The sequence below is a fragment of the Bacteroides oleiciplenus YIT 12058 genome, from assembly GCF_000315485.1.
GTDB classification, from domain to species: Bacteria; Bacteroidota; Bacteroidia; order Bacteroidales; family Bacteroidaceae; genus Bacteroides; species Bacteroides oleiciplenus.
This window is the reverse complement of the sequence record NZ_JH992940.1, coordinates 1198007-1222739: the sequence shown is the minus strand read 5'-3', so window position 1 is coordinate 1222739 and position 24733 is coordinate 1198007. Positions and strand designations below refer to the sequence as shown.

The window sequence follows — 24733 nt, the reverse complement described above, 5'->3', positions numbered from 1 at the left end:
ACTATTTAAATTTTTCAATCCACCTATAATCATCCCCCTTGGTACTCCATTGGAATTTCCACATGTCACCTGTCCTATCATTTATAAGATAGTATTGATACATGCTTGTCAATGGTTGAATAGAGAATATACATTTTTCGTTATCGGATCCTAATTCGTCTTTGTTTATAGGTATGCAAAATAGATTATCTAAATCTTGTGTGCTATATTGGACTTGCCATAGTCGTCCATTATACGAATCTAATAATATGAAAGTCCACATGTTTTGGGTGGCAAACATCTGAAACCTATTAGTCCAATTTGAAGTTGCTTCGGGATATGCAAGAGAGAAGATGTTGATTGGGGCAGCAAACATATAATCTTCACCTTTTACACTAAATTGAACTTGCCAATTTTTCCCTGTATATGTATCAAGCATTATGAAAGTCCACATGTTTTGTGTTTCATAAAGGCAAAACCTACTTTCCTTATCTCCAGATATTTCTCTTGCACTACAAATAATCCAAGACTGACCATCATCTTGTATTTGCTGCACTTCACCTGTCATCGTATTTAAACGAAGCTGGTTATGATAGTTTCGCGTACTATACATTTTATAAACTTGGGCATACGATGCCAACGTAATAACCATCAATGCAAATGATACAATAAGCTTCTTCATAATTTATTATATTATTGGCTATTAATTGATTTTATTTTTCAGGGAATAAACTTGACAATGCTCGTCTAATGGCTTGGCGAATATCATCAGCTTCTGTTTCTCCTTGCCCCTCTGCCGTACAAGAGCATATCATTTCATTGGTTTTTGCAGAACTAAATTGTATGGTTACTTCTATTGTATAGCCTAAACCTCTGTTACGCCTACCACTCTCGCCATAATTGACAATTAAGGTTTCATTCGCTAATTCGGATTTGAGTTCAGGCAATATAATATACCCCTGTTTTATCAATATTCCTGCTATCACATCACTCGGATTAACACTTTTGGTAGTTGAAGAGCCATAGATACCATATTGACCTCCATATGTACCTCCTGTGCTTGATGTCAATTCCTTTGTCGGAGAAATGTATGCGTATTTATACATTTCAATAGGAGCATTCCTTACTATTACAGGTGTTCGAAGTGGTGCACACCCATTTGCTAATAGAATGGTGCAAAAAACTAATAGCCAATTTTTAATTGCGTTCATACACTACACATTTATCCTCCAGCTTCCACAAAGGATGGGTTAAATCACGAAGCGTGGAACTGTATGCCACACTCTTACTTGAAGGTCGTAGGAAACCTTGGATACGGATGTAACAATAGCAGCCCACGCTATAGCGTGAGAACCACTATGCTATCCTTGTATCCAATTTGAAAATTTCCTACGTTTTCAAGTACAAGATAAGCATAACGCTTCTTCTTTTTTCTTATGTCTTGGAAAGAGTTGCCTCAATCCGCTTACAAAGATATTTAATTTTATTGAGATACAATCAAATACTATCAAAATTACATTCTGAACCCTCTACTTTTTCTTGGCTCTTCCGCAGACTGTCGCAAACCTTGCCTTAATTTCTTCCATTGTTCCTTGAACCATTCACCTATCGGTTGTCGGTTTATGGTCAGCACCAATTTGTTATCATCGACCGGACTTTTCTCCACTTTGAAAACATCATTCTTGATTTCAAATCTTCGTCTATGCTCTTCGGAATAAATTTTACCATTACACCTGATAGATTCTTTTTTGGTCAAAAGACTGTTTACCATGTCTTTGGTAAATCCGATAGCATAACATAGTTTTTCCATTCTCAACATCTCTTTGAGCAATGGGAACCAGTTGAATGCTTTTTCAAGAATGGTGTTCAATCGTGATATTTCCTTGTCTTTGGTTTCAAGCTCTTGATTATGTATTCCTTGCAGGTTACGAATCTGCTTGCCGTGCTGTTCCTGCATTTGTTGCATCTTGGCTTTTAATTCATCAATACCCTTGTCACGTTTGGCTATTTCATGACGTAAATTCTCGTTAGATTGTTCCAAATCTTTCAATTTACCGCTGCCGAAAAGAGAACCGACACCACTTGCTATGGCGGTGGCTGCATCAGTGGCTACACTTTTGAGCTTGTCGGTGCGTATCTCCGATTTTACCTGTTTCAGCTCCTGTTCGGCAAAGCTTATTTGTTGCTCCTTGTGTCGTTTGGTTTCCTCTATACGTTGCAGTTCAGCTTTCTGTTTTTCAATGATAAAGTCGTTTCGCTCTAAATGCTCTTTGCCAGTGACGGCCTTTGACTGCCCACGTTCCATTATTAGAATGTCGGATGCCAAGCTCTGCATTTCGGTCATATCTTCATCATTAAGTTTTCGGCTTTTTCCGGTTTCGTGGTTCATCCAGTCGAAAACGATATGGGCATGATAATTCGGTTTGAACCATCTTTCGCCTATTTGGAAACTCTCCCTATCTTCGGCTTCGGGGTGTCCGCTCAGCCAATGCCCCTCGTCCTTGTGCAGGAAGATTTGAAGCGGTGTGATGCCCCAACGCCTTTGGCACTCCTCGCCGAATTTACGCACGTCAGCCAGTGTGGTGTCCGGTCTGACGAGTAACACTCCCTCACGGATGGGGGAACATCCCGCCACCTTGATAGTCTTTCCATTCTTTCCCTTGCGTTCCCTTTCTTTTTCCTGCATGGCACGTCCGGTCTTTTCCTTGACCATTCGTTTGACGTTGTCATAGTGCGTCCGCAGTTCGGGAGTGCCGAAGTCGGGATTTATCCACTGTTCGTTATCGGTGGAAAGTTCGGGAACGACATAGATTCTGGACTCCCCGATATTACGCATATACTCGGCAGCCCTTCGGTTGTGCGCCTCGCTCGATGCGATGTTGCAAGGCTTGATATGTATGCTTGATTTTGTTGCCATAACTATTCTGTTTTTATTGTTTACAATTGATTGCTTTGCTCGCTTCCGCAGAGGGGTTCTTAGGGGGTGTAACCCATAAGCGGAGATTGCAAAGAGAGGGTCACTCTTTGCTCGGGGTTCTCAGGGGTGAAACGCCCTGAGTGGGTCATTAGGGCAAAGCCCTAATCCCCTCGGGAGAGCCCACAACTACGAAAGCGGAGCGTGTAGTTATAGTGGGCTATAACTGAAAGCCGTTCTTCTTTTTCGGTGACTGGCTGCGCGTCTCTTTGACAGACCGGACTTGCCTTTTTCTTTCAACCTGTTTCTGCAAGTATTCATTCAAGTCCTTGCATCCGTTGTAAGTCTGTGAAGCGTCACGGATGTACAGGTCTCTGCCGTATTCCTTGCGGATTTGTCGGAGAGCTTCCATGCCTGCATGGTCGTTGTCAAAAAAGCAGTGGATGCGTTCGTAGCTGCCCAACGGATAGAGAGCCTTGTTTACATTCGATACGGAGTTCAATACAATGTAGTCCTGTCCGTCCAACTCCGGATAATTCGGGCAGCTCTCCTGTCTCAATGTCAGAAAGGAGAGGTAGTCCATGAATCCCTCGAACACATAACAGGTATTCCTTGCTTTCCCCGACTGCCTGATGTGGGAGATTTCCTTGGGTGCGATGCAACCCTTGAAATAGCGGTTGCGAACCTCAAATCCACCCGAACCATTGGGAAAGGCGATGGCAAAGTACCGTTTGCCATTGTGGGTGAAACGGGCTTCACTACATTCTCTTTTTGCCAGTTCCATATTTATTCCTCTTCCCTGCAAGTAGGCAAGCAGGGCAGGGGACGATAACGGAACAATCTCCAACTGTTGGAAACTCGGTTCGGAAGAGTTTTGCTTGCCAAAAGAGAAAGATACCGGGCGCACATGCGGTGTCTGTTCCGCTATCCGTTTTAAAATGTAAGGTACATGGTCGGTAGCATACAGGTGTGCAGCCAGTTCAATGATACCGCCACCTTTGCCCAAACCGAAGTCATACCATTGGTTACGTTCGGTATTTATCTTGAACGAAGCTTCTGCTTCTTCCCTTAACGGTGATTTATACCACAGGTTGATACCTTGTTGCTTGACGGGAGAATATCCCAAACTGTGCAGAAAATCTGCTATCCTGATTTGCTTGGCTGTCTGTATATCCATAAAATGATTGTTTTAGTAGTTGGTAAATTGGTTGCTAAATTGATTCGTTTTTCTTTTCGCCCGTACCATTTTAAGAAGTACGGTCTGTATAACCACTTCACTTTATTTTCGTATATATAGGATACGGTAGTAAAGTGAAGTGGTTTTGTACTTCCTGCAACCGCTTCGCTTTATTCCTAATATATAGACCCACAGAATAAAGTGAAGCGATTACAAACAACAGGCTAATAGTGGAAGTCGGGCATGAACGTGTATTTCCTGCCGTTCTCCTGCACTATCATCCGTTTGTTGCGAAGCATGGTGATGAGCGGTACCGCCTTTTGATGGTTCAGCTTTACACCTATTGACGTATAGCTTTTGATTAAGGCATTTTCCAGCTCCTTGTAGCCATATTCCTCTTTCAGTCCGAAAACCGCTTCCAGTGCGATGCGGTGCTGTTGTTCGGTGATGTGCCTGTAAGGGTCAAACTTTTCCTCTTCCGGCCTTCCCGGTTTCTTGGCTTCGGGCTTGTAACCCTCCATGAGTTCGGGCAGGGCATTGTCGTTGATACGGAATGCGAAAGGCTCGAAGTCCATTGCCCTTATGTGCATGGCTGATACTTTACTTATATCCCCGTTGTTCTTGTCCTTTTCCACAAGGAGTACGGTTTCTGCCTTGTTGTTCAGTTCAGTACCGATATGCCCTCTCGCATTTTCATCCCCTTTGTTCTGATGCAGTATCGTATGGATATGTATCTGCCTGTCGTCCGTCCACTGCATCAGTTTGGATATGATGCGTGTGGATTCGCCGGGGCTGTTGATGTCATATACCATATCACGAATACCGTCTATGATTACAAGGGCTATGTTGGAGGTATTGTAGATAGCCTGCTCTGCAATCCTGATACGCTGTTCGGGCGTGTATTTCCTCAAAGCAAGAAATTCAAGATTTTCATTGTCCCTGTCATCGGGAAGCCCGGCCATCCGCAAAATACGTTTCATGACTTTCAGGCAATGATAAGGGCTTTGTTCCGTGTCCACATAAAGGATTTTCCGTTTGTCTTCCGGAAGTTCAGCCACATATCGCAGCACTGTGCCGTTCTTCAATGCGGCGGCTACGATAGCCGACACATTGAACGTCTTTTTGCTCTTGGCTTTGCCGATGGATGCACTGAAATTCCCCAATGTCCCTATGACGGAACCATGTACTTTGAGAATCTCCGGTGCTTTTTCATAACTTTTCGACAGGCTCAAACGTGAGGCTTGCCAAAGGATTACGGCTTCTTCTGCCGATATTTCCTTGTTGTCTTTCATATAATCCATAAGTACACCTCCCGTTATTTTCGTCCTCCGGTTTTCTTTCCGGCCAGTTCAAGGGCAAGTTCCGCATCAACGATAATCTTGCGCCCTATTTGCGTAATGGCTTTGTCAATCTTTCCGCTTTTCTTTATACGGTTGGCGGTGGGCAGGCTGCACCCGAACAGTTTGGCAATGCCCGGTATTCCGTACACATACTTCCTTTCCATGTCCGTGATGGGCTGCGGTTGCGCTTCCGTTTGGTTGGAAGCGTGCTTGCTTAGGAATATGAACTCTTCGCCTGTCATCTGCCAGACGGGTTTTAATAATAACTCTTGAAGATTTGTCATCGTCCAATCTATTTAGTCGTTAAACAATCAGCCCTGCGCACTGGCTGTTATCTATGTTCTCGAACGATGCAAAATTAGGTAGGGTTATAAGTGGTAAGGATGTGGTTAATGTAAATGGAATGTCTTATTATTCATCTGAATATCAGAGAATAAAAATACCACTCAAAAATTAATTTGAGTGGTAAAAGTGGTAATTTCATGGAATGTCAGGATGTATCACGAATTATCTGAATATGCTTTCCATTTCTTTGGCGAATTTCTGGTTGCTATCACTTGGAAAATCGGAAACGGGTTCTTTGTACTTCGATCTGTAATAGCTCTCGTCAATATCCAGTAGTTTCAATATCTTGTCTCGCCATTCGTCCCTGTATTGCTTGGATAGTTTTTCACTCATCAGGAATATCAGGTAACACACCCGTATCTTTTCCCTTGCCTTGATTTTTAATCTGTTCTTGCAGGGGTACAGATTTATATTGGCATAGAAGTCCGCTATGGTAATGGCTTCGAACTGTTCCCCGACACAGGTTTCATAAATAGGCGAAAGCGGCTTCATGTCAAAATATTCATGCTGTTCCTCCGGTGTATTCTGTACTTCTTCTTGCGCATTTTGCTCGACTGATTCCTCCGGTCGTTTTTCTTCCACATCATCAGGAAGGTATTTTTTCAGGACTTCCATGAAAAGAAGGCTTAGGCGGTAAACATCACTGGAAAGGTTTTCGATATATTGAAAAGCCTCTTTCTGGTCTTGCTTTTGCAGTTCATAGAGTTTATCCAATTCCTTCTTTTCCTTGTCGTATTCAGCCTTGCAGCGTTCATATTCCTTTTCTGCCTGTATTTCTTCTTCGTCCGTATGCTCCCGAAAACCAATGAAATCATATCTGTGGTATGCGTCATTCAAAGGCTCGTGCAACTTGGTGGTAATCTCCAACTGGTCTCTAATTGCAGAATTACGTCTGTCTGCGTAGTGAAAACACACACGCTTTATGATGTCATCATTCAGCGGTTTTGTTTCATAAGCCCGTATATTCTTTTCTATTTCGATTTTTAAACTATTGAGAATCAATGTGTATTGTTCTTTATGCTTGTCAAGTACCAGTTCAAGGATAGCGGATTCAAAAGCCTTTGTATCATTGTGCTGCCTGTAAAAATCGGTGATGAATTTTTGCTTGTCAAAAGAAAAAGCATAATTGGTCACCCAATCATTATATATCCTGTTGAGTTCTCCGTATAGGGGAATCAGTTTGTTAATCTCTCCTGCCATAGACCTCAATTTTGGGGATTATTGTCCTTGTCAAGGAAAGATGCCAGTTCTTCTTCCACCTCTTCCACACTTGGCAAAGCTGATTTCAAATTTTCGGGTATAGCCTTGCTCAACTGGTAATCACTGATACCTATCGGCTGGTCGTAGCCTGTCAAAGCGTATTGTGCCACAACTTCATCTTTTCCCTTGCACAGCAACAGCCCGATAGTCTTGTTGTCATTTTCTCCCCTCAGTTTGTCATCCACCACATTGATGTAGAAGTTCAGTTGTCCTGCATACTCCGGCTTGAATGGAGTAGCCTTTAATTCCACTACAATGTATGCGTGTAGCGGAATGGAATATAGAATCAAGTCGGCAAAGAAATCGCTGTTGCCAATTTGAAAATGCTTCTGCCGGGCGACAAAGGCAAAACCGTTGCCCATTTCCAACAAATAACGGGTAACGTGTTTTACCAGTTGTTCCTCTATGTCCCTTTCGTCTGCCTTTTCTTTCGCTCCTGCCAAATCGAAGATATACGGGTCTTTCAACAGGTAATTGGCAAGGTCGCTTTGTGGTGCTGGAAGTGTGGCTGTAAAATTGTTTACCTTGTTGTTACTGATTTGTCTGTTATATAGGTTGGTTTCAATTTGTATTTTAAGAACATTGCTGCTCCAACCCATTTCTACCGATTGTTTCATGTACCAATATTTTACACCTAATGGAAGCGAATTATTGAGCATAATTACATGACTTGCCCAATTTATTCTGGCAACAGGGGATGCCAAAAATAATTTTTCTATATCCTCAATCGTTATCCGGTAAATGGCAGATACAGTTTTGGCAACATTCTGAATTTGCGCAAGAGGTTCTTGCGTAAATTCTAACAACTGACTATCAGTGGATTGTATTTGCGCAGTAAGTTCTTGCGTAAATTGTCCGTTGTTTAGTTTCAAGACTTCATCTGCGACCTTCTGTATGCTTGGAACAGATAGCCTTGCATCCGTATCAATGAAACTTCGTAGCACGTTCAGCGGATATGACCGTGCGAATTGGCACATATAAGTAAGGTTACGTTCCGAATAGCCTTTCTTTTCAGGGTAATTGAGCCGGATAGCCTTTGCCAGTTGCTTGATGATTTTGCTTCCCCAGCCTTGTAAGTTCTGATGATACAGGATATAGTTTCCTATTTTCCAATAATGGAACAGCATTTGCGCATTGGCTGCGGTAATCAGCCTGACTTGCGCCTGTTCTATTTCCGAACCGACAGCATGAACAAATGCGTCAAAGTTCGTTCTTTCTATATGATGTTCTTTGTTGTTTTCCATGTTCCAATGTCTATTGTTGTCGCAAATATAATTCAAATAGCGGATAATCCATGAAACTGATTGATACTTTTATAGTTGGTTAAACTTGTTCATGGCATTTGCCTTAATATCATCCGCTATGTCAATGTAGGGTTTCATGGCTTTATAGTCACTGTGTCCCGTCCATTTCATTACGACCTGTGCCGGAATACCGAGAGCCAGCGCATTGCAAATGAATGTTCTTCTTCCTGCATGGGTGCTTAGCAATGCGTATTTTGGGGTGACTTCATCTATACGCTCATTCCCTTTGTAGTAGGTTTCCCTTACAGGCTCGTTGATTTCAGCGAGTTCCCCCAACTCTTTCAAATAATCGTTCATCTTTTGGTTGCTGATGACAGGCAATGCCATGTGGTTTTCAAAATGGACTTCCTTGTATTTTTCAAGTATGGCTTTACTGTATTTGTTCAGTTCAATATTCAGACTGTCTGCCGTTTTGACTGTGGTAACTTCAATGTGGTCGGGTTTCACATCGCTTCTTTTCAGATTACGAACATCCGAGTATCGCAGACTTGTGAAGCAACAGAATAGAAAGACATCCCTGACACGTTCCAAATATTGCTTGTCTTTCGGTATCTGGTAATCTTTCAGTCTGTTCAATTCGTCCCAAGTCAGGAATATTACCTTTTTAGAGGTGGTTTTTAATTTGGGTTTGAATGTATCGTATGCAATGTTCTGATGATGTCCTTTTTTGAAACTCCAGCGCAGGAACCATTTGAGAAATCCCATTTGTTTGCCGATGGTGCTGTTCCTCATGTCTTTCTTATCACGCAAGAAATTGACATATTCGTTTAACCCGAACTCGTTGAAGTATTCAAAGGTTACATCTTCCTTGAACTCTTTGAGGTGGTTTCTCACTGCTGCAAATTTCTCATAGGTGGATGCCGTCCAATTATTCTGGTTGCCACACTCTTTTACAAACTCATCGAACACTTCCCAAAAACTTATCTGCGCTTCTTCCTGCTGTTCTTCACTGTTGTCTTTCATCCGCAGATTGAACGCATCCTTTAGCTGTTGGGTGGTCGGCATGGTTTCCTGTACCTCAAACTCCTTAAACACGTTTTGAATCTCGGCATAGTATTTCAGCAAGTCCGCATTGATTTCGGATGCGCTTTGTTTCAGCTTGTTGGTGCATCCGTTCTTTACCCGTTGTTTGTCGGCATCCCATTTGGCTACGTCAATCCGGTAGCCTGTTGTAAATTCGATGCGTTGGCTTGCGTATATGACACGCATACGGATAGGTACGTTCTCTACGATTGGTACACCGTTCTTCTTCCGGCTCTCCAATGCAAAAATGATGTTGCGTTTGATATTCATAATTGGGTGCGTTTGAAATTCTACACCCAAATATACACCCAAAAATTGAAATAACAAAAGGCATTTAGAAAGATTTAGATTTACTCTGCATTGTATATAATATGTGATTATCAATGATTTGCAATTTTATGATATTTTCTGAAAGCGTAGGTTCGGGAGCCCGTCTCTCCGCAATAATAAGAAAGTCTCACAAATCATTGAATTTGTGAGACTTTTATGTTTTTTTGTCTTTCCAATACCTTTCTTTTTTTGGTTACTTTTTGTTTATTTATAATAGATAATCAATATTGTTTAATTTAGAAAAAATCAATTGATGCTTATGAAAAAGTATATTGCAGAAATGGTAGGAACAATGGTTCTGGTTTTGATGGGCTGCGGTAGTGCAGTGTTTGCCGGAAGTGCTGCAGGAGTTGTGAGCGCCGGCGTAGGAACGCTTGGTGTTGCGTTTGCGTTTGGTTTGTCTGTTGTGGCTATGGCCTACACCATAGGAGGCATCTCGGGATGCCACATTAATCCTGCCATTACGTTGGGAGTGTTTATGTCGGGGCGCATGAGTGGAAAAGATGCTGCCTTGTATATGATATTTCAGGTAATTGGTGCAATTATCGGTTCTGCCATACTCTTCGCATTGGTTTCTACCGGAGGGCATGATGGTCCTACGGCAACCGGTTCCAATGGTTTCGGTGACGGAGAAATGTTGCAAGCCTTTATTGCGGAAGTGGTATTTACATTTATTTTTGTATTGGTCGTATTAGGTACTACCGACTCAAAGAAAGGTGCAGGCAATTTTGCCGGTTTGGCCATCGGTTTGTCTTTGGTATTGGTACATATTGTATGTATCCCTATCACGGGCACTTCAGTGAATCCTGCCAGAAGCATCGGCCCGGCTTTGTTCGAAGGTGGTGCGGCTCTTAGCCAGTTGTGGCTTTTCATTGTGGCTCCGTTTATAGGTGCTGTGGGTAGTGCTATTGTATGGAAAATAATTGGTAGCAACAAATAGCAAGTTAAATTTCCATGAAAAGTAAAAGAGGATGCATTCGTTTGAGCGATATGCACCCTCTTTTTTCAATCGGTCAGTTTAGGTTTATTTCTTCTTGTTTAATTCTACTGTATAAGTACGTTTTCCATCATAAATGCTATTGACGAGTATTTTCAATCCCTTTTTTCCTTCCAGTTGGTCGGCTATTTCATCCAGTCTGAATGATGCTACTCCCCAGCTAGGTTCACGTTGCTCGTCGTTAAAGGCATTATGGCGGAACTCCAGGTTAATGTAATCATCTTCCGGAGCCGGTGCTTCGGAAGTTTTGTTAATCACCAGATTCAACATATGTTTCTTATCCGGATTATTGCTGTGATAGAATTGGTGTTCGATGTTCAGGAATTTTCCTGCAATCCATAAATTACCAACATTAATACGGTCATTGCCAATACTATCGACGGTTTCTTCAGTGAGTGGAATGATGTCTTTCGTCAGTATATTCTGAAGCTGTATAAGTTTTACATTATACTCATATCCCGGTTTGTCTTCTTCCAACGGAAGAAACTGAACAAAGACACGCTGTCCGTCCACCAGTTCGTAATTATGGATATAGGTTGTGTCACTTGGATACATCTTATCACCGTCATCCAGATTAAAAAAGTATTCCCTGCCTTCAATTATCTCCAGAGTGCCGATAGCGAGAAGGGAATCGGGATAACTGCTGTCACTACTATCCAAGCAAGACTGTAATATTGGCATCGTTAAAAACGCAAGCATAAATGCTACCAAATAAAATCTCAACTTCTTCATCAATTGTGGGGTTTTGGTGTTAATCTTAAAAATTTCCATGTATTGAGAAAATGCTAGAGTCCGGGAAATACTGCATAAATGACTGTTAAAGAAACAAAAGAACTATTTTCTTGCCCGCTCCGCGCAGTATTTTTATCTTTGCTGCATTTATAGGGTAAACGCGTGTCAAAAGAAAGAATGGAAGAACAGGAACTGGCAGGACGGTGCAGGCAAGGAGACAATCTTGCCAGAAAGGAGCTGTACGAGCGCTATGCGGGGCGGATGCTTAGCGTATGCCTCCGTTATACGGGCGACCGTGAAACGGCAGAAGACCTGATGCATGATGGTTTCCTGAAACTCTTCGATTCTTTTGATAAATTCACTTGGCGGGGTGATGGTTCCTTGCGGGCGTGGATGGAGCGTGTTATGGTGAATACGGCGTTGCAATACTTGCGCAAGAATGATGTAATAAACCAGTCGGAGGCGCTGGACAACATACCTGAGACGTATGAAGAGCCTGATGCTTCGACAGTGGAAACTATTCCTCAGAAGGTGCTGATGCAGTTTATCAGTGAATTGCCTGTCGGTTATCGCACCGTATTCAATTTATATATATTTGAAGAAAAATCTCATAAGGAGATTGCCCAGATGCTGGGCATTAATGAGAAGTCATCAGCTTCACAGCTGACACGTGCCAAGGCTACTTTGGCTACGAAAGTGAGGGAGTGGATGAGAAACAATGCTTAAAGGAAAGGAACGTATGATGAAAGATGATGAATTGTGGTTGAAAAAGATAAAGGAACGGTTGGATGATTATTCCGAACCGTTGCCCGATACCGGCTGGGAACGGCTGGAGAAGGCTTTGCCGACTTCTCCGCCCATGTCGGTTGGAACGAAGAAGAATATTTTGTTCCGCCGTTGGGCGATGACGGCTGCGGCGGTCGCGTTGGTGGCGGTGTCATCGGTTAGCTTGTGGTTGATGCAGAGTCCGGTGATGGATGATGTGCGTCGTTCGGCTGAACCGGCTTTGGCAGTAATACCTGATGCTTTGCCGGAACAAGCAAAGCCGGCTATTCAGGGGGAACAACCGGAACCTGTAATCAGACGGGTGGTAGAACAAGAAGAGGCTTCTCATCATCAACCTCTTGTAGCACAACATCTGGAGACGGAAAGAAACAAAACGGGTGAAGACATAGGGACACGCATAGCGGATACAAACGAGGAACTTCCTGTTTCAGATGGGGCAGAGAAAGTGGCAGAAGTAACTGTGGCTTCCGATCAGGTAGTGGAGAGTGCTCCTTCGACTCAGGAAAAGGATAACCGGAGAATCTCTCGTCCTTCCGGAAAAGATAAATTGCATTTACCAACTGAAAAGAAATCTTCAAAAGGAGAGAAAGGTTGGGCAGTGGGATTGTCTGTTGGAAACACAGGCGGACTTGTTTCACTGGATAATGCGGGAGGTGGTGATATGCAACAAAGTGCGGGTCCGATGTTCAGTGATAAACTGGACATGACGAATGTTTCCAATGGGGTGCTGAGTATTCCTGAGGGGCAGGAACTGGTATTTGCCGGTGGAGTACCTTATCTGCGGAAGAGTACACGTGCAGTTCGGGATATCAAGCATAAGCAACCTATTAGTTTTGGTGTTTCTGTGAGAAAATCATTACCTAAGAACTTTTCAGTGGAAACCGGAGTGACTTATACGATGTTGGCATCGGAAATAACGTATGAAGGAAATGCGGAGAAGGTAGACCAAAAATTGCATTATATCGGTATTCCGGTACGTGCAAACTGGAACTTCGTCAATAACAAGAACTTTACAATGTATGTATCTGCCGGTGGAGCAATAGAGAAATGTGTTTATGGCAAGATAGCAAGCGAAAAGGAAACTGTGAAGCCCGTGCAACTTTCGGTGATGGGAGCGGTAGGTGCTCAGTATAATATAAGTAATAGAGTAGGTATATACGTGGAACCGGGTGTTTCTTATTTCTTCGATGATGGTTCTGCTATAGAGACGATACGCAAGGAAAATCCTACGAACTTTACGTTGCAGGCAGGTATTCGTTTGACATACTAGGAGAAATTGAGAATTAAAAATTGAAAAATACTATGCAGCACGGTAGAGCAATCATTTTTCAATTTTTAATTCTCAATTCTTAATTTATTATGACAGTCTCAAAGTATTGTTTGAACAGTTTTTCAGCACATTCCAGTTGTTCGGGGGTATTCTCCTTTACTTCTTTCAGTTTGTATTTCCATCCCATAGCTTCGTACTTATGCACGCCCAGTCGATGATAGGGAAGTATTTCTACCCGCTGTATACCTTTATATTTGCCGAGATGTTCACCTAGGCTGCGGATGTCTTCTTCAAAGTCGCTGTATCCCGGCACTAACACATAGCGCAACCAGAAAGGGCGTTCGTGTTCTTCCAGCCAGGCGGCTGTCTGCAAGGTTCTGATATTGTTGCATCCGGTCAGCTTCTTGTGGCGTTCAGGGTTGAATTCTTTGATATCCAGTAATACTAAATCCGTCAGTCCCAAGAGTTCTTCCACTTTTTCATTCCAAATGCCCCCGTTGGTATCCAGGCATATATGGATGTCGTTAGCTTTCAATTCCTTGAACAGAGGAATAAGTGCTTCTGCCTGCAACGTTGGTTCACCGCCGGAAAAAGTGATGCCTCCTTTTTTCCCGAAGAATGCTTTCTGACTGATTGCCATTTGCAGGATTTCTTCCGGTGGAGTGGGAGTGCCGCCTTTCACGTCTATGGTATCCGGGTTGGCACAATACAGACAGCGGAACGGACAACCTTGCAGGAATACGACGAGCCGCAAACCGGGCCCGTCGAAAGTTCCCATAGATTCATAAGAGTGAACGTTAATCATTATTACATTCTCTCGTGGAAGCTGCGATTAATAACCTCTAACTGGTGTTCGCGACTCAACTTCACAAAATTCACAGCATAGCCGGAAACACGAATCGTCAGTTGCGGATACTTCTCCGGGTGCTCCATGGCATCTTCCAGCATTTCACGGTTCAATACATTCACGTTCAGGTGGTGTGCACCTTTGGTGAAGTAACCGTCCATCATTGTCACCAGATTTTCCACACGATCTTCTGCAGTGGGACCGAGAGATTTCGGAACAATGGAGAATGTGTTACTGATGCCATCCTGTGAATCACGGTATCGTAACTTGGCTACAGAACTCAGTGATGCGATTGCACCATTCTTGTCGCGTCCGTGCATCGGGTTCGCACCCGGAGCGAAAGCCACACCTTTAGCACGTCCGTCAGGAGTAGCTCCTGTTTTCTTACCATACATCACATTAGAGGTGATGGTCAGCAATGAAAGGGTGGGACGGGCGTTCTTGTAAACGGGCAATTTCTTCAGTTCTTCGCTGAAGTAGTACACCAGGTCCACACCGAGGTGGTCCACGCGGTCGTCATTATTACCAAAGCAAGGGAATGTTCCTTCAATATCGAAGCCTTCCGTCAGGCCGATTTCGTTGCGGCGGGCAGTAACCTTTGTATTCTTGATGGCGGACAGTGAGTCGATGGCAATAGAAAGACCTGCCACGCCATAAGCCAGATTAATGCGCGGATTCGTATCGATAAACGCCATCTGCGCTTTTTCGTAATAATACTTATCGTGCATGTAGTGGATGATGTTCATCGCTTCGTTGTAAACGCGGGCAATTTCCGTCAGCACTTTCTTATAGTTCGCCATCACTTCTTCGAACTTCAACACATCGCTTGTCAGCACAGGGATGCCCTTTACCATGACAGTACCTGTGTTTTCACAACGTCCGCCGTTGATGGCAAGCAACAAGGCTTTTGCCAGGTTGGCACGTGCGCCGAAGAATTGAATTTGCTTGCCGATAGCCTGATAAGATACGCAGCACGCAATGCCGTAATCATCGCAGTTGCGCACTTCGCGCATCAGATTATCGTTTTCATATTGGATAGAGCTGGTATCTACAGATACTTTAGCACAGAATTCTTTGAAACCTTCGGGCAATTCCGGTCCCCACAATATCGTCAGGTTCGGTTCGGGAGAAGGGCCGAGGTTATAGAGCGTTTGCAGGAAGCGGAAAGAAGTCTTTGTCACTTTCACGCGTCCATCGTTGAAACGTCCGCCTATAGCTTCCGTCACCCAGGTCGGGTCGCCTGCAAAGATGTCGTTGTACGACTGCATACGCAGGTGGCGTACCATACGGAGTTTGATAACGAACTGGTCAATCAGCTCCTGGGCAAATGTTTCGTTGATGTTTCCGTGTGCCAGATCATATTCAATGAAGATGTCGAGGAACGAGGAAACATTACCCAGTGACATGGCAGCACCGTCTTGTTCTTTCACGGCAGCCAGATAGGCCATGTACACCCATTGCACGGCTTCCTGTGCCGAAGTTGCCGGGCGGCTGAGGTCGAGACCGTAGTATTCGCCCATTATCTTGATGTCCTTCAAAGCCTTGATTTGCTCTGCCACTTCTTCGCGCAGGCGGATGCGGTCGTCAGTCATCGGACCGGTCAGGTTGTGCAAATCTTCTTGTTTCGCTTCGATGAGGCGGTCGATGCCGTAGAGGGCCAGACGGCGATAGTCGCCAATGATGCGTCCGCGGGCATAATTATCGGGCAGTCCGGTGAGGAAACCCAGTGAACGGAATGAGCGAATTTCTTCGGTATATACGTCGAACACACCATCGTTGTGCGTCTTGCGGTAATGGGTAAAGATTTCTTTTACTTTATCATCTATTTCTATGCCGTTTTCGCGGCAAGCCTTCATCACTACGTTGATGCCGCCAAAGGGTTTGATGGCGCGTTTCAGCAATTCATCCGTCTGCAAGCCGACGATAAGTTCGTTTTCCTTATCTATATAGCCTGCCTGGTGTGAAGTGATGGTAGATACGGTATGGGGGTCGAGAGAACGGACACCGTTGTTGGCTCTTTCTTCTTCAAGTGCTTTCAGGCAAAGTTCCCAGATTTTCTTTGTACGTTCAGTGGGTCCTTGCAGGAAGGATGCGTCGCCGGTATAGGGCGCGATGTTTTTACTAACGAAATCACTGACATTGATTTCTTTGCTCCAAAGCCCGTCAATAAAGGTTTTGTTCAATTCCATAATATTCATTTTGTTAGTGGGTAAATGTAATGTTATCCTTTTGGGGCTGCAAAATTACGGAAATATTTCCGTAATAGTATGGATATATATGCCTTTTTTATGTTGAACAGCATAAAATAACCATTATTAGGTATGCATGCCACTGCTATTATCTCTGTGAAGTTTGTTTTTATCGTGATTGTCGTCACTTTTATGCTATCTTACTGGTAGATAGTATGTTATTAGTGCTGACAAGATGTTTTATCGTCACTCTTGTCTCGTATCTATTTGATTATTAGCTGTATCGTTAGTGTTGACAAAAGTGACGGTAAATTGCTTGTCGTCACTTTCGGCTTTTTCTCTTCTTAAACTTTCTCAATCTTTTTCTCTTCTTTCCGACTTATTCTGTTTACCTTTGCCGTCAATTATTAATAAACACGATATGGAAACATTTGATTATTCGCAGGTGCCTTATGGCTTTGGTTTATGTGCATCTGCCGATTGCTCTAAAACTTCGACCTGTCTGCGCCACATAGCTTTGGAACATGCTCCCGTAAAATATCCGTTTCTACCTACCTTGACTCCCCAAAAGCTGCAAGCCATGAAGGGTAAATGCGAATATTATCGTCCGAACAAGACGATGCGTTATGCTAAAGGATTCACACAACTACTGAATTCACTGACAGTTAGCGTCTCCGATACCTTCAGGTGGCAGCTTATTTCACACTTCGGACGCAAAAACTATTATCTCGCCCGTAAAGGTGACTGGCTGATAAAGCCTGCCGACCAGCAGTATATCATTCGTTTGGCTAAGGAGTGCGGACTCCAGTTGGACGACTACTTTGATGATTACGTGGATGGCTATAATTGGGGAGATTAAAAAGTGTATTTCTGACTTCGTATAAGCTTTTGTATCTTATTGAAATATAATGTGCTGGAGTTTCCTATAGGTAGGAAACTCCAGTTTCTTCACTTGGGAACTCTCGTTTCCTTAGCTTGGGAACTCCAGTTTCTCCTAATGGGAACTGTCGTTTCCCTTAATGGGAACGCTCGTTTCTCTTAATGGGAACGCTCGTTTCTCTTTGTGGAAACGCGTGTGTCCTTTCATAGAAATGGCGACAACTAAATGGATGGCTGATTTTTAATGTTATTTCTGATTTGCTTTACAGTGACTTTGTTTACTTATATAGTATGGGGCTTGCTATATGGCTAATCTTCCTGTATATGTACTAATTTTGTTCTGGAAGATCTTTTTTGTGCAGAAATGTTTGTGATATCAAAAAAGAATAGTAAATTTGCACCGCTTTAGGAGAAAAGCACTTCTTGAAAGAGAAGTTTTGGAGAGGTGGCAGAGTGGTCGATTGCGGCGGTCTTGAAAACCGTTGTACTGCGAGGTACCCGGGGTTCGAATCCCTGTCTCTCCGCAACAAACGCTGAAAATCAGCAGATTGCAAAACAAACACCCAGTTTTGCACCCAAGAATGTAAAGTCGGGTGTTTTTGTTTTATTTAAGATAATACAACCACTACATAATAAAAGAGTAGCGATATTAAAAGAATCCGATGAGAAAAGACTAATATTTATCTATCCATTCACTTTGATTTTTCAGGACTTTACATCGTCCTGAAAGTATTTGTTATTGTATTCCAACGTCAGGAGTGGATTATAATACAAGTTTTTTGTGTGGATAGAATTTCGTTTTGCTTAATGTACGAAAGTACTTATCTATAAACGCATGAAATATTAGCACAATGAATCATTGGAAATCAACTTTGGCCGTGATAGGAATAGGCCAACTCATATCTATTTTAACAAGTACGATTGTTGGCTTCTCCATTATTTTTTGGATTAGCAACGAATTTAAATCCCCGACAGCTTTATCTCTGGCTATTTTAGCTGGATTTTTACCACAATTTGTATTAGGCTTGTTTGCCGGGGTCTATGTTGACAGATGGAATCGAAAGAAAACGATGTTTTATTCGGACTTGTTCATCGCGTTCTGTACCCTATGTCTTTTTATTGTGATAACCAAGGGTTATAAAGACCTTTCTTTTTTTTATCTATTGACTGCTTGTCGTTCAATAGGCAGTACGTTTCATGCACCTGCTTTACAGGCAAGCATCCCTCTACTGGTTCCCAAGCACCATCTTGTCAGGGTATCAGGTTTGTACCATTCCATTCAATCCTTCAGTGAGGTGATAGCTCCCGTTGTAGGGGCAAGCCTCGTTGTTTGGCTTCCCATACAGTATATTCTGCTCATAGATGTGATCGGAGCTGTTGCTGCTTGTCTGACCTTACTTTGTGTCCAGATTCCTTCTCTTCAAAAAACGAAAGTTCTTCCAGATTTCAAAAAAGAACTGACGGAATGTTGGCATACCTTGCGGCGTACAATGGGCATTTTGCCTTTATTCGTATGCTTTACGCTGGTGACTTTTGTCCTTATGCCTGTTTTTACGTTATTTCCTTTTATGACGCTTCTGCATTTCAACGGAAACATTTTGCAAATGGGAGTTGTGGAAATGGGTTGGGGCTCAGGGGCATTGTTGGGCGGTTTAGTACTTGCCTGTAAGGCTTTGAAAAGCAAGCAAACATTAGTGATGCATACGGCTTATGTGATATTGGGATTGTATCTGATTAGCGCCAGTTATTTACCATCAAGCGCATTTATAGGTTTTGTTTGCCTAACATTTACAGGAGGCATAGCCTATTCCATTTACCATGCGCTTTTCATCGCTATTATTCAGCAGAACTTGGCTTCGGACATGCTTGGACGGACTTTTTCTCTCATCTTTAGTTTGAGTACCTTTCCATCAATGCTGGGTATCGTAGCTTCAGGATATTGGGTGGAAGCATGGGGTATCACATCCGTCTTTATGATCAGCGGATGGGTTATCTTTCTGATTGGAGTGGGTGCAAATTTTATTTCTTCAATCAAGCAGTTGGATAATTACGCATAGTATTATTTATTAAAGAATTATTATATGACAAAGAAAGAACACACTACGATTACAGAGTTATTTCAAGTTTTGGACTTGTTGGAAAGCCTGGACATGCAGTTTTGGTTGGATGGAGGCTGGGGAGTGGATGTCTTGTACGGACAGCAAACCCGCTTGCATAGAGATATTGACATTGATTTTGATGCCAATTATACAGACCAACTCCTTGATCTTTTGCAGGAGAGAGGATATCAAATTGAAACAAATTGGTTGCCCACCCGTGTGGAACTGTATAGCAAAGAATTAGGCTATATTGATATCCATCCTTTTGTCTTGAATGCGGACGGCACTTCCAAACAAGCCGACTTGGATGGAGGCTGGTATGAATTTCAACCGGACTATTTTGGAACAGCAGTCTTTGAAGGCAGAAGCATCCCTTGCATTTCTGCAAAAGGGCAACAAGTATTCCATTCGGGCTACGATTTAAGAGAGAAGGATATTCACGATTTATCTATAATTAAACAATGTATAACAACAATGAGCCTAACAATTAGATAAGAACAAGAAAATGACAGAAAAACAAATTGTCTGGTATATCTTACTTACAGAAGTAAAGATAGATAGTGACACCCAGTCTGTCACATCCCTGAGTGTAGCTCCATTGGCAGTCTTGCCGGAATTCCAGCGTAAGGGAATTGGGGGGGGGATGTTGATTCAGTAAGCCCATCAGAGGGCAGCACTTTTGGGTTACGGCACAGCAGTCGTATTGGGGCATAAAGAGTATTATCCTCGATTTGGCTATCGCAAGGCTATCGATTTAGGAATTGAATTTCCTTTCGAAGTCTCTCATGAATATTGCATGGTGGCTGAATTAATACCTGGAGCTACTGAGAATGTGAAAGGTATGGTTTGTTATCCAACTGACTTTAAATAGTTTAACAAGTAAAATTCATTATATAACTCGGACTGGGTATTTCAATTTCCCAGTCCGTATTCTGATAGTACTTATTCAATTGGAAGATTGTGTTGCTTCAAGAATGAAAGTTTATCCCAATACCCTCTTTGAAAGACGATTTTGTTATCTTTTACATGAAAAAATCCGCATCCACGAAGTCCAAGAGAGTCTTTCCATTCCATGATAGCCCATTCGCCATCTTCAAAAATATTTTCCACCATACAAACCATTTTAGCAGTGGCAAATTCATTCACAAACATTTTGTAGATTGATTCTTTACCAATTATTGGTTCGTTTGCGACTTGATGATTTACTGCATTAGTAGCATACAGCTCTGCTATATGATAAGCATCTGCTTTGTTAAAGCAATCTATCCATTTTTCCAAAACTTCTTTAGGCTTCATTTTTTATAAATTCTTAGGATTTTGATTCTGTAATAAAAACAATCTGTTTGGATGCATAGATACTTGATTTTATTAATAATAGGCTATTCTATATTCTAAATCCTCTGGATTTTTGCTCTCTCTGCACCGAGTTACGTAGATTCTGCTGTAACTTTTCCCATTGTTCCTTAAACCATTGTACTATGGGTTGTCGGTTTATGGTCAGCATAAGCTTACCACTATCCATCGGATGTTTCTCAACCCTAAAAATATCATTCTTGATGTCAAATTTCCACCTGTGTTCTTCGGAATAAATTTTGCCACTACATTGTATGGATTCTTTCTTTGTCAAGAGGTTTTCTATCATGTCTTTGGTAAACCCGATAACAGCGCATAATTTTTCCATTCTCAACATCTCTTTGAACATGGGAAACCATTTGTGGGCTTTTTCAAGCAAGGTGCTCAATCGTGATATTTCCTTGTCTTTGGCTTCAAGTTCTTGATTATGTATTCTTTGAAGATTACGAATTTGTCTGCTATGCTGTTCCTGTATTTGTTGTATCTGAATTTTTAATTCATCAGTAGCTTTGTCCCGTTTGGTAATTTCCTGATGTAGCTGCTCGATGTGATGTTCCAGTTCTTTCAGCTTACCGCTTCCGAAAAGAGAACCTACACCGCTTGCTATGGCGGTAGCAGCATTGGTGGCTGTTTTCTTTAGTTTGTCCGTGCGTATCTCTGCTTTTACCTGTTTGAGTTCCTGTTCGGCAAGGCTTACTTGTTGTTCCTTGTGTCGCTTGGTTTCCTCTATACGTTGCAGTTCGGCTTTCTGCTTCTCAATGATGAAATCATTTCGTTCCAGATGCTCTTTACCTGTGACAGCTTTTGCCTGTCCACGTTCCATCAGGAGAATATCGGAAGCAAGGGTCTGCATGGTTGCCATATCCTCGTCATTGAGCTTTCGGCTCTTTCCAGTTTCATGGTTCATCCAGTCGAATACGACATGAGCATGATAATTTGGTTTGAACCATCTGTTACCGACTTGGAAGCTCTCCTTGTCTTCTGCTTCCGGCTGACCGTTCAGCCAATGCCCTTCGTCTTTATGCAGGAAAATCTGTAGCGGAGTGATGCCCCAGCGTCTTTGGCACTCTTCACCGAATTTGCGTACATCAGCCAGTGTGGTGTCCGGTCTGATAAGCAATACTCCTTCACGGATGGGTGAGCATCCCGCCACCTTGATAATCTTTCCATTCTTTCCCTTGCGTTCCCTTTCCTTTTCCTGCATGGCACGTCCGGTCTTTTCCTTGACCATTTGCTTGATATTGTCATAATGAGTTCGCAGTTCGGGAGTGCCGAAGTCGGGATTTATCCACTGTTCGTTATCGGTGGAAAGTTCGGGAACGACATAGATTCTGGACTCCCCGATATTACGCATATACTCGGCAGTCCTTCGGTTGTGTGCCTCGCTCGATGCGATGTTGCAAGGCTTGATATGTATGCTTGATTTTGTTGCCATAGCTTCTTTCCTTTGTTTACAATTGATTTACTTTGCTCGCTTTCGCAGAGGGGTTCTTAGGGGTAACCCATAAGCGGAGATTGCAAAGAGAGGGTCACTCTTTGCTCGGGGTTCTCAGGGGTGAAACGCCCTGAGTGGGTCATTAGGGCAAAGCCCTAATCCCCTCGGGAGAGCCCACAACTACGAAAGCGAAGCGTGTAGTTATAGTGGGCTATAACCGGAAGCCTTTCGGTTTCTTGGATAGTGTATCATTCCTCTTTTTGACAGATTGCGCTTGCTCTTTCCTATCGGCTATTCGTTTCTGTAAATATTCGTTCAGATCTTTACATCCACTGTAGATTTGCGAGGCGTCACGTATATACCGGGTAGCATCATACTCCTTTCTGATTTGCTGTATTGCTTCCATTCCTGCACGGTCATTGTCAAAGAAACAGTGGATGCGCTCATAGCTTCCCAACGGATAGAGTGCCTTGGGAACATTGGCTACGGAATTAAGAACTATGTAATCCTGTCTGTCGAAGTCGGGTGATTGCGGACAGCTTTCCAGTCTTAAGGTCAGAAAGGAAAGGTAATCCATAAATCCCTCAAAAACGTAACATGCACTCCTTGGCTTTCCTGACTGTCTGATATGGGATATTTCTTTTGGTGCGATACATCCCTTGAAATATCGGTTGCGGATTTCATATCCACCCGATATGTTCGGAAAAGCAATGGCGAAATAACGTTTGCCGTTGTGGGTGAAACGGGCTTCCTTACATTCTCTTTTCGCCAGTGCCGTGTTTATCCCTCTTTCCTGTAGATAGGCAAGCAGGGCAGGAGAAGTCAGCTGTACAATGTCCAACTCCTGAAAACTCGGTTCGGAAAATGACTGCTTGCCAAAAGAGAAAGATACGGGACGGATGTGCGGAGTCTGTTCCTCGATTTTCTGTAGAAGATAAGGTACATAGTCGGAATAGTAGAGTTCCTGTGCCAGTGCAATGATATTTCCACCTTTACCAATTGCAAAATCATACCATTGGTTGCGTTCGGTATTTATTTTGAACGAGGGCTCTGTCTCTTCCCGTAACGGGGATTTATACCACAGGTTGATACCTTGCTGCTTGACGGGAGAATGTCCCAAACTGTACAGAAAATCCGCTATCCTGATTTGTTTTGCTGTTTGTATATCCATAATAAGATGAGTGTTTGAATAATGGTTGGAATATTTATTTCTCTTTTCGCCCGTACCTTTTTATGAAGTACGGTCTGTATAATCACTTCACTTTATTTTCGTATATATAGGATACGGTAATAAAGTGAAGCGGTTTTACATTCTCTGCAATCGCTTCGCTTTATCCTTAATATATAGACCTGCCGAATAAAGTGAAGTGATTACAGGTTAGACGGTCTAATAGTGAAAGTCTGGCTTGAACGTGTATTTCCTGCCGTTCTCCTGTACTATCATCCGTTTGTTCCGGAGCATGGTGATAAGTGATACCGCCTTTTGATGGTTCAGTTTTACACCTACTGACATATAAGACTTGATTAAGGCGGTTTCCAGATCCTTGTAGCCGTATTCCTCTTTCAGTCCGAAAGCCGCTTCTAGTGCTATGCGGTGCTGTTGTTCGGTAATATGCCTGTAAGGGTCGAACTTTTCCTCTTCCGGTCTTCCGGGTTTCTTCGCTTCGGGTCTGTACCCCTCTATGAGTTCAGGCAATGCATTGTCGTTGATACGGAAAGCGAAAGGCTCGAAATCCATTGCACGTATGTGCATGGCCGAAACATTGCTTATATCCCCGTTGCTCTTGTCCTTTTCCACGAGAAGAACGGTTTCCGCCTTGTTGTTCAGCTCCGTACCGATATGCCCTCTTGCGTTTTCATCGCCTTTGTTCTGGTGGAGTATCGTATGGATGTGTATTTGCCTGTCATCCGTCCACTGCATCAACTTGGATATGATGCGTGTCGATTCTCCCGGACTGTTGATGTCATATACCATATCACGGATGCCGTCTATGATTACAAGCCCTATGTCCGGTGTATTATAGATAGCCTGTTCGACAATCCTGATGCGCTGTTCGGGCGTGTATTTCCTCAAAGCGAGAAACTCCAGATGTTCATTGTCCCTGTCATCAGGAAGACCGGCCAGCCGTAAAATACGTTTCATGACTTTCAGGCAGTGATAATGGCTTTGTTCCGTGTCCACATAAAGGACTTTCCTTTTGTTCTCCGGAAGTTCTGCCACATACCGTAGTACCGTACCGTTTTTCAATGAGGCGGCTACAATAGCCGACACATTGAAAGTCTTTTTACTTTTGGCTTTGCCTATGGATGCACTGAAATTGCCCAGTGTGCCAATGACCGAACCTTGCACTTTTAAAATCTCAGGTGCTTTCTCATAGATTTTCGATAGGCTCAGACGTGAGGCTTGCCAAAGGATTATCGCCTGTTCTGCAGATATTTCCTTTATTTCTCTCATATAGTCCATAAGCATACCT

At 42.9% G+C, this 24733-nt stretch carries 23 protein-coding genes and 1 tRNA gene; 8 read left to right on the top strand and 16 right to left on the bottom strand.

All coding sequences use genetic code 11. From position 1 onward, the window contains the following. Position 1: 1 nt before the first annotated feature. From HMPREF9447_RS05290 to HMPREF9447_RS05250, 9 genes are all read right to left on the bottom strand, one after another. A complete protein-coding gene (locus tag HMPREF9447_RS05290; protein WP_009128706.1) occupies positions 2 to 661 on the bottom strand; it encodes a hypothetical protein in 660 nt (219 codons plus the stop codon). A gap of 31 nt (positions 662 to 692) precedes the next feature. Further along, positions 693 to 1190, bottom strand: coding sequence for a hypothetical protein (locus tag HMPREF9447_RS05285; RefSeq protein WP_009128705.1), 498 nt, complete (start codon positions 1188 to 1190; stop codon positions 693 to 695). Between the two features lie 302 nt (positions 1191 to 1492). After that, positions 1493 to 2896 (bottom strand): hypothetical protein, encoded by a 1404-nt coding sequence (locus tag HMPREF9447_RS05280; protein WP_009128704.1) that lies wholly within the window; start codon positions 2894 to 2896, stop codon positions 1493 to 1495. Positions 2897 to 3113: 217 nt separating this feature from the next. Continuing rightward, entirely contained in the window at positions 3114 to 4070 is a 957-nt protein-coding gene (locus tag HMPREF9447_RS05275; RefSeq protein WP_008155696.1) for a toprim domain-containing protein, read from the bottom strand. A 224-nt stretch (positions 4071 to 4294) separates the two neighbouring features. Further along, positions 4295 to 5371 (bottom strand): AAA family ATPase, encoded by a 1077-nt coding sequence (locus HMPREF9447_RS05270; protein ID WP_009128703.1) that lies wholly within the window; start codon positions 5369 to 5371, stop codon positions 4295 to 4297. 14 nt (positions 5372 to 5385) lie between these two features. Continuing rightward, the gene (locus HMPREF9447_RS05265) at positions 5386 to 5694 is read right to left on the bottom strand and encodes a DUF3853 family protein (protein WP_080704548.1); all 309 of its coding nucleotides are present in this window, start codon (positions 5692 to 5694) and stop codon (positions 5386 to 5388) included. A gap of 223 nt (positions 5695 to 5917) precedes the next feature. Then, positions 5918 to 6955 (bottom strand): hypothetical protein, encoded by a 1038-nt coding sequence (locus HMPREF9447_RS05260; RefSeq protein WP_008155691.1) that lies wholly within the window; start codon positions 6953 to 6955, stop codon positions 5918 to 5920. Between the two features lie 5 nt (positions 6956 to 6960). Beyond that, positions 6961 to 8259, bottom strand: coding sequence for a PDDEXK nuclease domain-containing protein (locus HMPREF9447_RS05255; RefSeq protein WP_008155689.1), 1299 nt, complete (start codon positions 8257 to 8259; stop codon positions 6961 to 6963). Between the two features lie 69 nt (positions 8260 to 8328). After that, positions 8329 to 9612, bottom strand: a complete 1284-nt coding sequence (locus HMPREF9447_RS05250) for a site-specific integrase (protein ID WP_032945093.1) — start codon at positions 9610 to 9612, stop codon at positions 8329 to 8331. 319 nt (positions 9613 to 9931) lie between these two features. Between HMPREF9447_RS05250 and HMPREF9447_RS05245 the strand changes: the two genes are divergently transcribed. Beyond that, complete coding sequence (locus HMPREF9447_RS05245; RefSeq protein ID WP_044137771.1) at positions 9932 to 10612, top strand: MIP family channel protein; 681 nt, start codon at positions 9932 to 9934, stop codon at positions 10610 to 10612. Positions 10613 to 10696: 84 nt separating this feature from the next. On the opposite strand, the gene HMPREF9447_RS05240 is transcribed toward HMPREF9447_RS05245, so the two are convergent. Continuing rightward, positions 10697 to 11401 carry a NigD1/NigD2 family lipoprotein gene (locus HMPREF9447_RS05240; protein WP_009128701.1) on the bottom strand — a complete coding sequence of 235 codons (705 nt, stop codon included), beginning with the start codon at positions 11399 to 11401 and terminating at the stop codon, positions 10697 to 10699. A 177-nt stretch (positions 11402 to 11578) separates the two neighbouring features. Here HMPREF9447_RS05240 and HMPREF9447_RS05235 point away from each other — a divergent pair, with 177 nt between their 5' ends. Both HMPREF9447_RS05235 and HMPREF9447_RS05230 read left to right on the top strand, forming a co-directional pair. Further along, complete coding sequence (locus HMPREF9447_RS05235) at positions 11579 to 12127, top strand: RNA polymerase sigma factor (RefSeq protein WP_009128700.1); 549 nt, start codon at positions 11579 to 11581, stop codon at positions 12125 to 12127. Positions 12128 to 12140: 13 nt separating this feature from the next. Further along, positions 12141 to 13457, top strand: coding sequence for a porin family protein (locus HMPREF9447_RS05230; protein WP_009128699.1), 1317 nt, complete (start codon positions 12141 to 12143; stop codon positions 13455 to 13457). Between the two features lie 79 nt (positions 13458 to 13536). On the opposite strand, the gene pflA is transcribed toward HMPREF9447_RS05230, so the two are convergent. After that, on the bottom strand, positions 13537 to 14262 hold the full coding sequence (pflA, locus tag HMPREF9447_RS05225; protein WP_009128698.1) for a pyruvate formate-lyase-activating protein: 726 nt from the start codon (positions 14260 to 14262) through the stop codon (positions 13537 to 13539). 2 nt (positions 14263 to 14264) lie between these two features. Next, on the bottom strand, positions 14265 to 16493 hold the full coding sequence (gene pflB / locus HMPREF9447_RS05220; RefSeq protein WP_009128697.1) for a formate C-acetyltransferase: 2229 nt from the start codon (positions 16491 to 16493) through the stop codon (positions 14265 to 14267). Positions 16494 to 16914: 421 nt separating this feature from the next. Here pflB and HMPREF9447_RS05215 point away from each other — a divergent pair, with 421 nt between their 5' ends. From HMPREF9447_RS05215 to HMPREF9447_RS28725, 5 genes are all read left to right on the top strand, one after another. After that, a complete protein-coding gene (locus HMPREF9447_RS05215) occupies positions 16915 to 17352 on the top strand; it encodes a DUF6078 family protein (protein WP_009128696.1) in 438 nt (145 codons plus the stop codon). 459 nt (positions 17353 to 17811) lie between these two features. Next, positions 17812 to 17896: transfer RNA gene (locus HMPREF9447_RS05210), tRNA-Ser, on the top strand. A 327-nt stretch (positions 17897 to 18223) separates the two neighbouring features. Further along, on the top strand, positions 18224 to 19429 hold the full coding sequence (gene mef(En2), locus HMPREF9447_RS05205; RefSeq protein WP_005786079.1) for a macrolide efflux MFS transporter Mef(En2): 1206 nt from the start codon (positions 18224 to 18226) through the stop codon (positions 19427 to 19429). Positions 19430 to 19453: 24 nt separating this feature from the next. Further along, positions 19454 to 19966 carry a lincosamide nucleotidyltransferase Lnu(AN2) gene (gene lnu(AN2), locus HMPREF9447_RS05200; RefSeq protein WP_004308783.1) on the top strand — a complete coding sequence of 171 codons (513 nt, stop codon included), beginning with the start codon at positions 19454 to 19456 and terminating at the stop codon, positions 19964 to 19966. 10 nt (positions 19967 to 19976) lie between these two features. Beyond that, entirely contained in the window at positions 19977 to 20129 is a 153-nt protein-coding gene (locus HMPREF9447_RS28725) for a hypothetical protein (RefSeq protein ID WP_005786088.1), read from the top strand. Between the two features lie 284 nt (positions 20130 to 20413). Here the strand turns inward: HMPREF9447_RS28725 and HMPREF9447_RS05195 are convergent, their stop codons facing one another. The 4 genes from HMPREF9447_RS05195 to HMPREF9447_RS05180 form a co-directional block, all read right to left on the bottom strand. Further along, positions 20414 to 20767 (bottom strand): nuclear transport factor 2 family protein, encoded by a 354-nt coding sequence (locus HMPREF9447_RS05195; RefSeq protein ID WP_004308780.1) that lies wholly within the window; start codon positions 20765 to 20767, stop codon positions 20414 to 20416. Positions 20768 to 20855: 88 nt separating this feature from the next. Beyond that, positions 20856 to 22259, bottom strand: coding sequence for a hypothetical protein (locus HMPREF9447_RS05190; RefSeq protein ID WP_004308779.1), 1404 nt, complete (start codon positions 22257 to 22259; stop codon positions 20856 to 20858). Between the two features lie 211 nt (positions 22260 to 22470). Then, positions 22471 to 23430 (bottom strand): toprim domain-containing protein, encoded by a 960-nt coding sequence (locus HMPREF9447_RS05185; RefSeq protein ID WP_005795604.1) that lies wholly within the window; start codon positions 23428 to 23430, stop codon positions 22471 to 22473. Positions 23431 to 23646: 216 nt separating this feature from the next. Continuing rightward, positions 23647 to 24723, bottom strand: coding sequence for an AAA family ATPase (locus HMPREF9447_RS05180; RefSeq protein ID WP_009319341.1), 1077 nt, complete (start codon positions 24721 to 24723; stop codon positions 23647 to 23649). Positions 24724 to 24733: the final 10 nt, after the last annotated feature.